The following is a 12,757-nucleotide window of genomic DNA, read 5'->3' as shown; positions in this document are numbered from 1 at the left end:
GATGCGTATCTACGGCGCAACCAGCGAACGGCCTTCGCGGTCCCAGCGCCAGAGCCGTCCATTGGTCAGGTGCGTGCCGCCCCACCAGCGGTCGATCAGGTTGTGGCGGCAGAAATCGTCCTCGCCGGCGACATAGGCTGCTCCCTTGACTACGAACCGGCGCTAGCAAGCATCAGCCAAGCCTAGACTTGGCCACCATCACAATGCAGCCTGAGAATGTATTTGGGTCCAGCCGCCAAAACGAAACGGGCACTGACGACGTCGGCAACTCAACGTCCTCAGCGCCCGCTCCTCGCGAAATACTCTTCGTGTTTAGGCTTTACTCGTCCGCCGGCTCCTCGCCATCGGCGTCGCGCTCGGGGCTGCCGGCGAGAATCTGCTCGGCGATCAGACCGGAGTTCTGGCGGATCGCGGTCTCGATCTTGGCGGTGATGTCGGGATTGGCCTTGAGGAACGCTTTCGAGTTCTCGCGGCCCTGACCGAGGCGCTGACTATCGTAGGAGAACCACGCACCGGACTTCTCGACGATGCCGGCCTTGACGCCGAGATCAAGGATCTCGCCCATCTTGGACACGCCCTCGCCGTACATGATGTCGAATTCGACCTGCTTGAACGGCGGCGCCAGCTTGTTCTTCACCACCTTCACGCGCGTGGTGTTGCCGACCACCTCGTCACGCTCCTTGATCGCGCCGATGCGGCGGATGTCGAGACGGATCGAGGCGTAGAATTTCAGCGCATTGCCGCCGGTGGTGGTTTCCGGCGAGCCGTACATCACGCCGATCTTCATCCGGATCTGGTTGATGAAGATCACCATGGTGTTGGACTTGTTGATCGAGGCGGTCAACTTGCGCAGCGCCTGGCTCATCAGCCGCGCCTGGAGGCCCGGCAGCGCATCGCCCATCTCGCCCTCGAGCTCGGCCTTCGGCACCAGGGCCGCGACCGAATCGATCACCAGCACATCGACCGCGCCGGAGCGAACCAGCGTGTCGCAGATTTCCAGCGCCTGCTCGCCGGTGTCGGGCTGCGAAATCAGAAGCTCGTCGATATTGACGCCCAGCTTGCGCGCGTAGACCGGGTCGAGCGCGTGCTCGGCATCGATGAAGGCGCAGATGCCACCCTTCTTCTGCCCTTCCGCCACCGTATGCAGCGCCAGCGTGGTCTTGCCCGAGGATTCCGGCCCATAAATCTCGACGACACGCCCCTTCGGCAGTCCGCCGATCCCAAGCGCAATATCGAGCCCCAGCGAGCCCGAGGAAATCGACTCGACATCCATCGAACGGTCGTTCTTGCCGAGCTTCATCACCGAGCCCTTGCCGAACTGGCGCTCGATCTGGGAGAGCGCGGCGGCGAGAGCTTTACTCTTGTCCATGGAAGATCCTTCGACGATACGCAGGGCAGTGGTGGACATCAGGTCGTGCTCCTTATGGCGAGGATTCGGCTGAGGGACAAACGATTGGCGAGGCAGCTCGTCGATAAAAGCAATGTACCCTATTTGTTCTCAGTTCGCAATATGTTCTTTTCCGGATTTTGGTGCTGGCCTGTTTCCGACAGCCGTGGCCTGTTTTGAAAACCGCAGTGGCCGGTTTTTAATTCCGTGATCTGCCTCACGGCACGTTGCGCGGTGGGGCATCTAGTCTCCTCAACCTAACGAGGCGGATGGTCGCTTCGTTGAACAACAGGAGACGGAGACATGGAACGCGAAATCAATCTGCTTTCGTGCGACGAACTGGAAATGGTTTCGGGCGGGGAACCGAATCTTCTCCTCCAGATCCATATTCCTGGGTTTGATTTCAAGTACTACGATACCGGGTCAGGAATAGGCTATTCGTGGGGGCACGTGTGCGCCACCAATGGATCAAGCATAAGATGCGATTAGCAGATAAATAGGCGCTGAAAGAGGCCGCCTCAGTTGGCGGCCTCTTTCGTGTCGTCCTTAGGTCGCTTCACGTCATCAAGCGGCTTCAGGCGCTGGCCTGTTTTAACCCCTAGTGACCTAATTTGAATTTTGCAGTGGCCTCATTTCAGGATAGGTTCCCCAAGTACGCAGTGCCGCGTGCAAGGTGCAGGGGCCATGCCGATCAATCGGCTTTTCAGGGAAGGCAAGATCGAGCCGGAACAACTCGAACGGCTGAATCGGGCATTTGCATTCACGTTGCGCAGCCTGAGCCTGGTGGATCGCGACGACCCGCTCTGCGAGATCGTCGCCCGCAAGATCATCGAGATTGACGCACTTGGCACTCACGATCCCAATGAAATTGCCAAGGTAGCCGCTAAGGAATTCGGCATCCCGAAGTAAGGCCGCCTCAGTGGGCGGCCTCTTTCATCCCCAAGCTCAATCAATCGCGAAAAAAGCCACCACGGGCGAATCGATTGCAATGAAGGTAGAATACCACCTCAATTGCGGCCTGAACGATGACCGAGCCAACCCCGATTCTACTTTGCATGGGGTTGTTTTCGCGATTTTCATCAGCGGCCTCCCCCGCCCGCGCCCTACATCAGCGCCAGCAGCACGATGCCGATGATCAACACCACAAATCCAGCCGCCGTCGCGGCGGCGAATGACCGCTCTACCCTGTCCATGATGCACCCCGCTATCGGCCCGCCACGTTTCCCCCATGGCTTTGCCGTGCGTTCAAAGTGTCGCCAACGGTTGTGTCCTAAGTTGTGCGATCGGATGTCTGAATTGGGATGCGAGGGCCTCTCTCAGCGGCAGCCTATGCGCCGGCAGTTTCGGATCCCATTCGTCCCGCTTGTCAGGCTGCCGTAAGCTGAGCGGACTAGGGTCGCTTGGCTATGGTGTTGCAGCCCAGCACCTCAGCCTCCAATAACCTGTCGCCCCGCTTGGCTCTGCCCAGGCGGGGCTCTTTTCGTGGCATGTGTCGTGGCGAGTTCGAACGCTTCTTCGTCCCGCGCTTCGCCTGCGTGCAATCCGTGCGGGGAATTCGCCAGCGTCCCGCCTTGGCGCGCATCAGTGCAACCGGATTGGCCCGACAATCCCTCGAAACGCCACAAGGTGACAAGGCCGGTCTCGCCGCACCGCTCGCACACGAGATTTTCGTCACCGAGCATGAAGCGCCCACGCTTGAACGCAAGGGAGGAGGCGGGCCGCCGGCAGTGCGGACAGACCAACGAGAAATTTCGTGCGCCCCAGCGCACGGCGAGATGTCTTAGCCAGTTCACGTCTTCCCCTTCCGCGCGATCGCCGGCGCGGCCTCCACACGTCACGGGCATAGTAGCAGCGCACGCAAAGGTGGAAAAGCTCGGACACCGGCATTTCCATCGAATGGCCGCGGTCCCGTATTGGAACCGCGAAATCATCCGTGGTTCTCCGGCCATGAACGGAGTTCCTGACCGAAAGGGCAGCTGCGGTGTCCGTTCCATGGGGTGCGACGGCGCCGCCTTTCGGAATTTGATTTCGCTTGTTTCGAACCGCGCGCGCTTTCAGGATTTTCCGTGAAGTATCCATGACTTACCGGGAAATTTTTGCGCGTCAGCGGAATATCGGGATTCCCGACATGTTAGCAGTCATGGAAAGTCGAATCGTGGAGGTGACCATGAATCGCAGGGGAGTAGAGTTCACGATTGCAAGGACAGCCATTCCAGGGGTCTGGCAGTGGCAATTCCGGATTGGCGACCAGACCAAAACGGGGAGGACCGAGACGAAGATCGAACTCCTGGCGATCCGTCGCGTGCAACTGCGTATCGATCGCGAGCTGAAGGCCCTCGCGCGCAAAACGGCCTGAGCAAGACGGCCGGAATCGGCTGGACCGCTACGGGCGCGGGCAACCGGGCCGCGGCGCCCCCGCAAGGCGTATTCCGTAGACGACCGGAATTGATCTGCCCGCGGTTTGGGATTGCACTGGGACGCCCATATGGGCTCGGGGCGCGGCCATATGCGATCGGTACCAGCCATGGCACTCTATTTCTTTCGAATCCGGAACGGCCACTATTCCGGCTGCGCCGAGCATGCGACTGAGTTCGCCGATCGCGCCTCGGCCTGGAAGGAAATGACCGCCGTCTGCGCCGACATGGCCGCGGGCATCTCCCGCAAGCTCCAGGAAAACTCGGAATGGCACATGGAACTGCTCGACGAAGCCAAGGAGCCGGTGTTCCGCATCCGCATCGTCGCCGAATCCCTCGACTAGGCCCGACCGGCGCTAGTCGGCGCTGGGCAGCCGCCGCATGGTGAATTCGATGTCGCCGCCCGGCAATTCGCGCCAGGTTTCGACTTCGCTCATATAGCCGGCTTTGGGATAGCGGGCGAAGAAGGCCTGCGCTCTTGCCCGCGCGGCGGCGCGCGGCAAGGTGAAGCTCTCACGCAGATAGCCGTCGCCCGCCCGGTCGCCCGGTTTTGTAGCCGCCTTGTGCCGGCGCGCCATCCGCTCGGCGAGATCCCGCGGACGATCCGCCATATCCTGCCTCCTCGACGCAACACTTGTTGCGAATGTAGGTTGCGGGCCGGGCGAAGGGGAGTCCCGCCGGAGACGTCAGCGGTCCCGACCGCGGCTGCGGTCAATTGGCCGCGGTGCCGGCCTTGGTCTTCTTGGGCGCGCTGGTCGCGGACGCTTTCGGCGCTGCCGCCTGCTTCGGAGGGTCGGAGCGCATGCCGCCCCAGGGATCGTTGGACGATTTGGCGTCCGGAATCTTCTTCAGCGTTTCCTTGTAAGCCTTGTCGCGTTCGGCCTGCGCGGCCTCTTCCTCCGGGGTCTTGGCCGGGCCATCCTGCATCAAATTAATATGGGGCATTTCCTGCGCATAGGCCGGTCCCGCCAGCACAGCCAGCAGCACTGCCGCCATACGGAAAAGCTTCATCATCTACTCCTTGATCATCGATGGGGGGGGTGGAGCCTCACGGCCGCTAGAGCCGATCCGATCTGCACGATTTCGGCGAATGCAGCCAGTCATCCCAGATCGGCCCGCACCTGGTACACCCATTCAGCGCCAGACCCAGCGCCGCTAGGCAAAACACGAGCACACATCGACGCAACATCATCCACCCGCTCCCAAGCTTGCCATCATAGCGGGCGAAGTCGGGCATTTTCAAGCCGACGCAGAACCGGGTGACTTTGCCACGCCAAAGCGGGCAGAATGGCCGAAATATCCGGCAACACGCGAGGAAACCGCCATTATGCCATCGCAGCCAGTAGCCGAGTTCGGCATCGCCGACGCGAGACGCATCCTCGGTGAGGTCTTTGCGCCCTGGGTCCAGGATCTCGACCTCTCCGTCGAAAGCATCGATCACGTCCCGCCGCCGGGCGCGACGGACTGGCAGCCGGGCGCGTTGTTGCGCATGGCGTTTTCGGAACGGCTGTGCCGGCACGGCGGCGTGGTATGCGGCCAGGCGCTGATGGCGCTTGCCGACACCGCGATGGTGATCGCGAACCTGGCCGCCAACCGCGGCTATCGTCCGATGACTACGGTGGACCAGACCACGCATTTCATGCGCGCGGTTTCGTCATCGGACGTGCTGGCGGATGCCCGCGTCGTGCGGCTCGGACGCACCATGAGTTTTGGCCGCGTCACCCTGCTTTCCGCCAGCGACAACAAGCAGGTCGCGATGGTGTCGAGCGCGTTCGCGATGCTGCCCGGATGATCCGAAACGACGAGAGCCGCAGTGCAAGCCAAATGCGCCGCGGCTCTCAATGCAGATCACGCAGGCAACCCGAAGCGCTAGCGCGCTTCAGGCGTTGCCTTTCAAAACCCTACTTGCCGAGCACTTCGTCGGCCGCGGTGACGATGCTCACCGTCGGATTCTTTCCGCAATAGGTGCCGAACTTCTTGGCGTTGTCGACGAACACGTCGGTATCGATGATGGCGTTGTCCTCGTCGCCCTTGTACCAGCCGTCCATCCAGGTCAGCACCAGCTTGATGGTGTCGTCGCCGCTCTCGAGGAACTGCTTGCAGCTCATGGTCGAGAGGTCAAGCTTGGTGGCGTGAGCGGGAACGGACGACAGCGAGAGAGCTGCGACGAACAAGATCGAAAATGTGGTCTTCATCATTATCTCCATCGGCGTAAGGCCATGAACGAAAGTCTCTTGGGGAAAGTCGGCGGAGGAATTCTCCGTTTCAACGTGGTAAACGCAGTCTGAAGAGCTCTGCAAGTAGCGCCAGTATTGAGTTTAGTTCAACGTAATTTCCATACACTAGCTTACATTCCTCGTTATGGATTAACGCGAATGACCGAAAAGCGTGCAGCGCAGCGCTACCGTGTTTTCAAGGGTGGAAGGATCACCTTTCAAGGCGGCGGCATCGCGTGCACGGTGCGTAATATGTCGGCCGGCGGCGCCGCGGTTGATCTCGACGGCCTCGCCATATTGCCGCAATCCTTCACGCTGTCGATCTCGCGCGATAATTTCGTGCGAAATTGCCGCACGATCTGGCGGAGCGACAAGCGCCTCGGCCTCACCTTCGTGCAGTGACATCCGTGATGTGAACGAACTTCGCATCACATGCGCGGCGCAATCCTCACGCCTGCCTGATACGACGCTGGCGACGCCAGCGCAGGCCCGCGATGACCAACGCGATGATCGCGAGCGCAAGCGCTGACAACCCCGCAAAAAATCGTCCGCCGGGACGATCGATCGTGCGCGACCACAACGACGGCCCCTCGCCCGGCCGCGCCAGCCGGAACGCAACGACGCTGTCGCCGATCGAGGTGCCGGCTTCGGAATGGCCGCCGGCGCCGATCGCCACATACTGCTCGCCCTTCCAGAGATAGGTCATCGGATTGGCGACCCCCGGCACCGGCAACCGGCCCTGCCACAGCTCTCTGCCGTTTCGCGCATCGAAAGCGCGCAAGTACGCGTCCATCGCGCCGGTGAAGACCAGGCCGCCTCCGGTAATGGCGACGCCGCTCAGAAGCGGTGTGCCCCATGGCAAGGGCATCCCAAGCGGCGCCAGATCCTCGGTGGTTCCGACGGCGGATCGCCAGAGCGTTTTGCCAGCCTTGAGGTCGACGGCGACCATCTCGCCCCAGGGCGGCTTTACACAGATCATCCCGAGCCGCGACGTTACGACCGAACGCGACATCGCGAACGGCGCGCCCTGCTGCCGACCGAAATCATGGCCCGGCGGCGGATTGAAGCCCGCCGCATCCGCGCGCGGGATCAGCTTGATCAGATGCGCGGCACGGCTGGTGTTGACGTAGAGGATCTGGTTGACCGGATCGAATGCCGCACTGCCCCAGTTCACGCCGCCGCCGGTGAACGGAAACTCCAGCGTGCCTTGCGTCGAGGGCGGTGTGAACAGCCCCTCGTTGCGGGCCTGTGCGAACTGCTGTTCGCAGGACGAACTGCGCAGGCCAGGCGGGAACGAGAGCGCATCGTCGGTCGAGATCGTCTGCGAGGTCAGCGCCGGCACGTGGGTCGGGAACGGTTGCGTCGGCGATAGTTTTTCGCCTTCCGCCCCGCCTTGCGGCACCGCGCGCTCCTCGACCGGCCACAGCGGCTTGCCGGTGTCGCGATCGAGCACGAAGACAAACCCCTGCTTGGTGGGCTGGATCACGACATCGCGCTGGCCTTCGCCGGTGTCGATGCGCGCGAGCGTCGGCTGCGCCGGCAGATCGTAGTCCCAGACGTCGTGATGGACGGTCTGGAACGCCCATGCGAGCTCGCCCGTCTCGATGCGCAGCGCCACCACGGAATTCGCGTGCTCGTTGTTGCCGGGTCGTTTTCCGCCCCAAAAATCCGGCGATGGCGAGGACGTCGGCAGGAACACAAGTCCGCGCGCTTCGTCAACCGACATCGCCGCCCAGACATTGGCGTGGCCCGCTTCGATGCCGTCGCGCTTGAGCGGCTCGAAAGTCCAGCGCGGCTGACCGCTGCGCGCATCGAACGCGCGCACCACGCCGCTTGGCGCATCGACGCGACGATTGTCGCCGATCGAGGAGCCAACCACGATCACGCCACGGCCCACCGCCGGCGGCGAGGTGATCTGGAATTCGCCAGGCCATTCCAGCGGCATGCCGATCTCGAGCCGGACTTCACCGCCATTGCCGAACCCGGCACAGGGGATTCCGGTCTTCGCATCAAGCGCGATCAGGCGGACATCGTTCGTACCCATGAAGATGCGCGATCGACAGGCGGCATCCAGAGGCGCCTTGTCATCGACCCAGTAGGTGACGCCGCGGCAGACATAGCGATTGGCCGGACGCTGATCGGTGGCGATCTTCGGATCGTATCGCCACTTTTGCGCGCCCGTGCCGGGATCGAGCGCGATCACTTCGTTGAAAGGTGAACAGAGGATCAGGCTGTCCTCGACGAACAGCGGCGTCGCCTCGAACTTGGTGCGCCGCATCACCTCGGGCGGACGCGCCGCCAGATCGCCGGTGTGAAATTCGAAGGCCCGAATCAGATTGCCGACATTGTCAGGCGTGATCTCTCGCAATGGCGAGAAGCGCGAACCGCCGGGATCGCCGCCCCAACTCTCCCAGGCGAAGCAGGTTCGCGCCGCCAGCAGCAGGAGCGCGACAACGCCGACCAGATGTCGCAGGCGGGTCAGCAACGCCGGTCTCCCGCTTTGCTTATTTCGACTTCTTAGCGGGGTCGCTTGGGCGGGCCCCGCTCCAGGGATCATACTTCTCCTTGGATTCGGGAATGCGCTCGAGCGCGGCCTTGTAGGCCTTTTCGTCGACCTTGGGCTTGTTGTCCGTCTTCGGTCCCTCGTTGGGCCCGCGCCTGCCGCCGCCCATCTGGGCCTGCGCCGAGGCCGCCGTCAGCGCCAACACCGCGGCTGCCGTGACCAAAATCCTCATTGGCGCGATCCCCCCTCGTCCGAGGTACAAACTAGCCTGCAATCCCGTAATAGCAAATGCTGCGGCTTCCACCGCTTCAGCAAATGTTGATCAGCCAGGACTTCGCCCGGTCGTATTCGCGCCTATCTGTTGGCCCGCGGGGGGAACTTCACGGATGTTGCGGATTATTGCTCATATGGCGCTGCTGGTTGGCGCGCTCACGCTCGGTGCTTGCGGCTTTGCCGACAGTCGTGCGCCCGTGCCCGAATTCATGCGCATCAAGGAGGCCGAGCAGCCGCCGCCCGAACCGCCCCCCGATGTCAAGCGCGTGGTCCGCGAGCAGATCGACGTGGTCTTCCTCAACACGTCCTATCCGCGCGAGGTACACGTCGCCCCGCCCCGTCACGAGGTGCGTGGACTTGGCTGGACAGCCTGCGTCCGCGCGCAACTGACCTCCGCGACCGGCTCGGCGCTCGGCCTCCAGACCTACATCGTGACAATCGCCGAGGGAAAGGTCGTCGATCGGCGGCGCGCCGAAGCTGACGACATCTGCGGGTCGGAAATTTACGAGCCGATCTAGCAACGGATGATGCCGACGCAAGATGCGGCCTGGGAAAAACATGCAGTTCCGCCGGAACGATCACCGGCTCGCTTTCTTGTTACCGCCGAGGGCAGTTTCGGAGGAGCAGATGATGAGGACACTCGCGATTACCCTGGTGGCCGGCGTCGGCGCCCTGGCCGCGATTGGGGGCGCCAAGGCCGCCGATCTCTACACCACCAGCGAATACACCAGCCCCGATCTCATTCAGGAGGTCCGGCTGGTCTGCGATGACGTCGGCAATTGCTACCGGACCCATGGTGGCGCGCGTGTGATCGTGCGTGACTCCTACGCGAGGATGCCGCGCGAGCGCTACTACGAGCGCCGCACATATCGCGACTGGGATGACGGCCCGCGTGCCGGCGTCGGCATTCGCACGCCCGGCGTCAGCGTGGGCGTCGGTGTCGGCGACGACCGCTATTGATAAGACATCGTAGGCGGGACCGGCCGAGACAATTCGTCCGGTCTTGTCCGCGTCATGTTTCGAGCGCATCGGCCGGCGTGACGATGGGCGTCGACAACGGCAATTGAGCGATGAAGCGGGCGAGCACCATGCCGGCGCACATGGCGGCGACAAAGATGAATGCCGAAGCAGAGCCAAATCCGAGCGCAGTCAGCGCCGGCCCGGGACAGAAGCCCGCCAACCCCCAGCCGATGCCGAAGATGGCGGAACCGACGACAATTCTTGCATCGATGTCATTGCGCCTTGGCACGTAGAAGCTTTCTGCGAAAACCGGGCGCGTGAGTTTCAGGACGCGGTTGAAGCCGATGAAGGTCACGGCTATTGCGCCCGCCATCACGAAAGCGAGGCTCGCATCCCACGTTCCTGCGCGTATGCCGCCGACGTCCAAAAAATTCAGTACCTTTGCTGGATTCGACATGCCGGAGGCGATGAGGCCGAGGCCGAAGATCAGGCCGATCACGAATTGAACGAGGATGCTCATCGCCGTCAGCTCCAGTGCCGCATTACAAAGACGGTGGCGACGGCCGCCGCCATGAAGGTGATGGTCGCAACCAGCGAGCGCACCGAAAACCGCGCCAGCCCGCAAACGCCGTGGCCGGATGTGCAGCCGCTCCCCCATACGGTGCCGAAGCCGGTGAGCAATCCGGCGATGATGAGCACTGGCGTTCCCGCCGCAATCGTCTGCGCGGGCAGACTGCCGGTGGCGAGCCGCACCAGCACGGGCGCACCAATGAGGCCCATGACAAAGGCGAGCCGGCCTAAAAATTCGTGATCCTCGTAGGGTGGAAACAGTCGTGCCGCGATGCCGCTGATGCCGGCGATCCGTCCCGTCACCCACATCAGGAGCACAGCTGAAAGCCCGATCAGCGCCCCTCCCAGGAGCGAGGCAATCGGTGTGAAAGGCGTGGCGATCATTGTGATCCTCCGGATCGAGAGCTTGCATCAAAGCATCCGGCCCAGCGTCCGGAATGCTCAATGAGGCGTTAACAATATCACCCGAATTGAAGCGGCGTCCCAACGGGATTTTCCAAACTTTGCGCTATGCATGACCGCGTAACGCCGGCTTCGGCCGCGTAGCGGGGACGACGGGACGTGGACGACATCGCGCACCAGGTTGCGAACGATCCGGCATCGGCAGAGGATGCCGCGACCTCGCGCGCGCTCGTCCCGCTCACTGCGATCGACGCCGGCCAATGGCGCGCGCTGGCGCAGCGGGCCGTCGAGCCGAACGGATATTACCTGCCCGGCTGGGAGCTTGCGGTCAGTGCGACCGCACACGGCCGCACGGATGCGCAGGCGCTGCGCGCGTTCCAGGGATCTTCGAGCCGGCTGATCGGACTGATGCCGGTGATCTCGCTGTGGCGCGCCTGCAACATCCCCCTACCCGCGCTGGTGAGCGCACATCCCTATGGCACATTGTGCAGCCCCTTGATCGATCGCGACGCCGCGATCGAGTCCGCGACCCGTCTGCTGCAGCAGGCGCGCGAGGCCGGCGCGCATGCGCTGATCCTGCGCGACATTGCGCTCGATGGCGCTGCGATGGCATCGCTCAAAGATGTCCTCGGCCGCACCGGCCTGAAGCCGCGCGTGCTCGGCTCCTACTTCCGCGCCAGCCTGGACGCGACGCAGGATGGCGAGAAGCGGTTGCAGGAGGCGCTCGGCGCGAAAAAGCTCAAGGAGCTGCGCCGGCAGCGCCGTCGTCTCGAAGAGCACGGCCCTGTCCTGTTCGAGGTCGCGCGCAGGCCGGATGAGGTCAGGCCAGCGCTCGAAACATTTCTGCAGCTCGAGGCCAGCGGCTGGAAGGGGATACGTGGTACCGCGCTGGTCCAGGACGCAGGCGATGCGACCTTCATCCGCCGCGCCGTGCCGACGCTCGCAGAGACCGCGCAATGCGAGATCATCACGCTCCGCGCCGGCACGTTGCCGATCGCCGCCGGCATCGTGTTGCGGCACCAGGATCGCGCCTTCTTCTTCAAGCTCGGCATCGACGAGCGCTTCGCAAAATATTCGCCGGGCGTGCAGCTCACGCTCGAACTGACGCGGCACCTCTGCGCTGACCCCTCGATCACCAGCGCAGATTCCACCGCGAGCGCCGACCACCCGATGATCAACCCGATCTGGCGCGCCCGTTTCGCGGTCGGCGACGTGCTGATTCCGCTGCGGCGCAAAGACCCCGTTATGGCGCTGATCCGCGGAGCTCTCGCTGCGCGAGAGACCGCACGCGCGGCGGCGCGGCGCGCGATTCACCTGCTGCGCAAATCAGAGAAGATTACTCCGCCGCCTGCGCGTTGATTTCCGCCGAGACCTCGCGGATGGCCCGTGCCAGCATGTTTGGGGCCTGCGCGCCGGAGACGGCGTATTTCTGCGCAAACACGTAGGTCGGCACGCCGGAGATGCCCTTTTCGGCGGCCTCCTGCGCATCGGCCGAGACGCGCGCGACGTCCTCATCGCTGGCGAGGCGCCGGCGCACGTGGTCGGCGTCGAGGCCGACATCGGCGGCAGCCTGCACCAGCACGCTCAGATCGGTCAGATCGCCGCCGTCGCGGAAATAGAGCTCCATCAAGCGCTGCTTCATCTCGGGCGCCTTACCGGCCGCCTCGGCCCAGAGGATCAAGCGGTGGCAGTCGATCGTGTTGGGCTGACGCTGCACCAGATCCGGCCGGTAGGTGAGGCCCTCCTCGCTTGCGGCTGCGACGACGCGCCCCGCGATGCCCTTATAGGCCTCGACCGAGCCGAACTTCTGGGTGAGATATGCCTCGCGGCTGATGCCCTCGCGCGGCACCCAGGGATTGAGGAAGAAGGGGCGGAATTGCAGCTTGACGGGTACGTCTGGCACGAGCGCAAGCGCGCTCTCGATCCGATGCTTGCCGATATAGCACCAGGGGCACACCACGTCGGAGACGACATCGATCTGGAGCGGTTTCAGTGGGCTCAAGCCAGACGAACTCATGGGCGCCTCCTTTCG

18 protein-coding genes are annotated in these 12,757 nt (G+C 63.2%); 9 read left to right on the top strand and 9 right to left on the bottom strand.

The features are described from left to right. Positions 1-319: 319 nt before the first annotated feature. Positions 320-1,408 (bottom strand): recombinase RecA, encoded by a 1,089-nt coding sequence (recA, locus tag AC0L2O_RS18305; RefSeq protein ID WP_369722708.1) that lies wholly within the window; start codon positions 1,406-1,408, stop codon positions 320-322. 282 nt (positions 1,409-1,690) lie between these two features. Here recA and AC0L2O_RS18300 point away from each other — a divergent pair, with 282 nt between their 5' ends. The 4 genes from AC0L2O_RS18300 (at position 1,691) to AC0L2O_RS18285 (ending at position 4,145) form a co-directional block, all read left to right on the top strand. Then, positions 1,691-1,876, top strand: coding sequence for a hypothetical protein (locus tag AC0L2O_RS18300; RefSeq protein ID WP_473370670.1), 186 nt, complete (start codon positions 1,691-1,693; stop codon positions 1,874-1,876). 195 nt (positions 1,877-2,071) lie between these two features. Continuing rightward, positions 2,072-2,296, top strand: a complete 225-nt coding sequence (locus AC0L2O_RS18295; protein ID WP_369722706.1) for a hypothetical protein — start codon at positions 2,072-2,074, stop codon at positions 2,294-2,296. A 1,258-nt stretch (positions 2,297-3,554) separates the two neighbouring features. Continuing rightward, positions 3,555-3,743: a hypothetical protein gene (locus tag AC0L2O_RS18290; protein ID WP_369726716.1), complete on the top strand. Its 189-nt coding sequence runs from the start codon at positions 3,555-3,557 to the stop codon at positions 3,741-3,743. Between the two features lie 168 nt (positions 3,744-3,911). Then, positions 3,912-4,145: a DUF6894 family protein gene (locus AC0L2O_RS18285; RefSeq protein ID WP_369722704.1), complete on the top strand. Its 234-nt coding sequence runs from the start codon at positions 3,912-3,914 to the stop codon at positions 4,143-4,145. A gap of 12 nt (positions 4,146-4,157) precedes the next feature. Here the strand turns inward: AC0L2O_RS18285 and AC0L2O_RS18280 are convergent, their stop codons facing one another. Together AC0L2O_RS18280 and AC0L2O_RS18275 are read right to left on the bottom strand one after the other, a co-directional pair. Further along, entirely contained in the window at positions 4,158-4,412 is a 255-nt protein-coding gene (locus tag AC0L2O_RS18280; protein WP_369722703.1) for a hypothetical protein, read from the bottom strand. A 100-nt stretch (positions 4,413-4,512) separates the two neighbouring features. Then, the gene (locus AC0L2O_RS18275) at positions 4,513-4,812 is read right to left on the bottom strand and encodes a hypothetical protein (protein ID WP_369722702.1); all 300 of its coding nucleotides are present in this window, start codon (positions 4,810-4,812) and stop codon (positions 4,513-4,515) included. 316 nt (positions 4,813-5,128) lie between these two features. Here AC0L2O_RS18275 and AC0L2O_RS18270 point away from each other — a divergent pair, with 316 nt between their 5' ends. Beyond that, positions 5,129-5,593, top strand: coding sequence for a PaaI family thioesterase (locus AC0L2O_RS18270; RefSeq protein ID WP_409188094.1), 465 nt, complete (start codon positions 5,129-5,131; stop codon positions 5,591-5,593). Positions 5,594-5,702: 109 nt separating this feature from the next. Here the strand turns inward: AC0L2O_RS18270 and AC0L2O_RS18265 are convergent, their stop codons facing one another. Beyond that, entirely contained in the window at positions 5,703-5,996 is a 294-nt protein-coding gene (locus AC0L2O_RS18265) for an HdeA/HdeB family chaperone (RefSeq protein ID WP_369722701.1), read from the bottom strand. 180 nt (positions 5,997-6,176) lie between these two features. Between AC0L2O_RS18265 and AC0L2O_RS18260 the strand changes: the two genes are divergently transcribed. Further along, positions 6,177-6,419, top strand: a complete 243-nt coding sequence (locus tag AC0L2O_RS18260; protein ID WP_369722700.1) for a PilZ domain-containing protein — start codon at positions 6,177-6,179, stop codon at positions 6,417-6,419. A gap of 46 nt (positions 6,420-6,465) precedes the next feature. Here AC0L2O_RS18260 and AC0L2O_RS18255 read toward each other — a convergent pair whose 3' ends face one another. Further along, the gene (locus AC0L2O_RS18255; protein ID WP_473370765.1) at positions 6,466-8,460 is read right to left on the bottom strand and encodes a pyrroloquinoline quinone-dependent dehydrogenase; all 1,995 of its coding nucleotides are present in this window, start codon (positions 8,458-8,460) and stop codon (positions 6,466-6,468) included. 61 nt (positions 8,461-8,521) lie between these two features. After that, entirely contained in the window at positions 8,522-8,752 is a 231-nt protein-coding gene (locus AC0L2O_RS18250) for a hypothetical protein (RefSeq protein ID WP_369722697.1), read from the bottom strand. Positions 8,753-8,906: 154 nt separating this feature from the next. Between AC0L2O_RS18250 and AC0L2O_RS18245 the strand changes: the two genes are divergently transcribed. Next, complete coding sequence (locus AC0L2O_RS18245) at positions 8,907-9,311, top strand: hypothetical protein (protein ID WP_473370669.1); 405 nt, start codon at positions 8,907-8,909, stop codon at positions 9,309-9,311. A gap of 109 nt (positions 9,312-9,420) precedes the next feature. Next, positions 9,421-9,753, top strand: coding sequence for a hypothetical protein (locus AC0L2O_RS18240; RefSeq protein ID WP_409188092.1), 333 nt, complete (start codon positions 9,421-9,423; stop codon positions 9,751-9,753). Between the two features lie 52 nt (positions 9,754-9,805). On the opposite strand, the gene AC0L2O_RS18235 is transcribed toward AC0L2O_RS18240, so the two are convergent. Both AC0L2O_RS18235 and AC0L2O_RS18230 read right to left on the bottom strand, forming a co-directional pair. Beyond that, on the bottom strand, positions 9,806-10,273 hold the full coding sequence (locus AC0L2O_RS18235; protein ID WP_473370764.1) for a DUF6691 family protein: 468 nt from the start codon (positions 10,271-10,273) through the stop codon (positions 9,806-9,808). 5 nt (positions 10,274-10,278) lie between these two features. Further along, entirely contained in the window at positions 10,279-10,707 is a 429-nt protein-coding gene (locus tag AC0L2O_RS18230; RefSeq protein WP_369722695.1) for a YeeE/YedE family protein, read from the bottom strand. Between the two features lie 177 nt (positions 10,708-10,884). Between AC0L2O_RS18230 and AC0L2O_RS18225 the strand changes: the two genes are divergently transcribed. Then, a complete protein-coding gene (locus AC0L2O_RS18225) occupies positions 10,885-12,084 on the top strand; it encodes a GNAT family N-acetyltransferase (protein WP_473370668.1) in 1,200 nt (399 codons plus the stop codon). On the opposite strand, the gene AC0L2O_RS18220 is transcribed toward AC0L2O_RS18225, so the two are convergent. Beyond that, a complete protein-coding gene (locus tag AC0L2O_RS18220) occupies positions 12,062-12,727 on the bottom strand; it encodes a DsbA family oxidoreductase (RefSeq protein ID WP_473370763.1) in 666 nt (221 codons plus the stop codon). The genes AC0L2O_RS18225 and AC0L2O_RS18220 overlap by 23 nt on opposite strands. Positions 12,728-12,757: the final 30 nt, after the last annotated feature.

It is taken from the genome of Bradyrhizobium sp. Kon10, from assembly GCF_055807395.1.
Note: the sequence above shows the minus strand (reverse complement) of the source record. Positions and strands in the feature narration are given on the sequence as shown.

Excerpts from the sequence above, each read along its gene's own strand:
- AC0L2O_RS18275 (WP_369722702.1), bottom strand. The coding sequence starts at position 4,812 with ATGAAGCTTTTCCGTATGGCGGCAGTGCTGCTGGCTGTGCTGGCGGGA.
- AC0L2O_RS18250 (WP_369722697.1), bottom strand. The coding sequence starts at position 8,752 with ATGAGGATTTTGGTCACGGCAGCCGCGGTGTTGGCGCTGACGGCGGCC.
- AC0L2O_RS18285 (WP_369722704.1), top strand. The coding sequence starts at position 3,912 with ATGGCACTCTATTTCTTTCGAATCCGGAACGGCCACTATTCCGGCTGC.
- AC0L2O_RS18280 (WP_369722703.1), bottom strand. The coding sequence starts at position 4,412 with ATGGCGGATCGTCCGCGGGATCTCGCCGAGCGGATGGCGCGCCGGCAC.
- recA (WP_369722708.1), bottom strand. The coding sequence starts at position 1,408 with ATGTCCACCACTGCCCTGCGTATCGTCGAAGGATCTTCCATGGACAAG.
- AC0L2O_RS18270 (WP_409188094.1), top strand. The coding sequence starts at position 5,129 with ATGCCATCGCAGCCAGTAGCCGAGTTCGGCATCGCCGACGCGAGACGC.
- AC0L2O_RS18290 (WP_369726716.1), top strand. The coding sequence starts at position 3,555 with ATGAATCGCAGGGGAGTAGAGTTCACGATTGCAAGGACAGCCATTCCA.
- AC0L2O_RS18295 (WP_369722706.1), top strand. The coding sequence starts at position 2,072 with ATGCCGATCAATCGGCTTTTCAGGGAAGGCAAGATCGAGCCGGAACAA.
- AC0L2O_RS18230 (WP_369722695.1), bottom strand. The coding sequence starts at position 10,707 with ATGATCGCCACGCCTTTCACACCGATTGCCTCGCTCCTGGGAGGGGCG.
- AC0L2O_RS18265 (WP_369722701.1), bottom strand. The coding sequence starts at position 5,996 with ATGAAGACCACATTTTCGATCTTGTTCGTCGCAGCTCTCTCGCTGTCG.
- AC0L2O_RS18300 (WP_473370670.1), top strand. The coding sequence starts at position 1,691 with ATGGAACGCGAAATCAATCTGCTTTCGTGCGACGAACTGGAAATGGTT.
- AC0L2O_RS18245 (WP_473370669.1), top strand. The coding sequence starts at position 8,907 with ATGTTGCGGATTATTGCTCATATGGCGCTGCTGGTTGGCGCGCTCACG.
- AC0L2O_RS18240 (WP_409188092.1), top strand. The coding sequence starts at position 9,421 with ATGATGAGGACACTCGCGATTACCCTGGTGGCCGGCGTCGGCGCCCTG.
- AC0L2O_RS18235 (WP_473370764.1), bottom strand. The coding sequence starts at position 10,273 with ATGAGCATCCTCGTTCAATTCGTGATCGGCCTGATCTTCGGCCTCGGC.
- AC0L2O_RS18260 (WP_369722700.1), top strand. The coding sequence starts at position 6,177 with ATGACCGAAAAGCGTGCAGCGCAGCGCTACCGTGTTTTCAAGGGTGGA.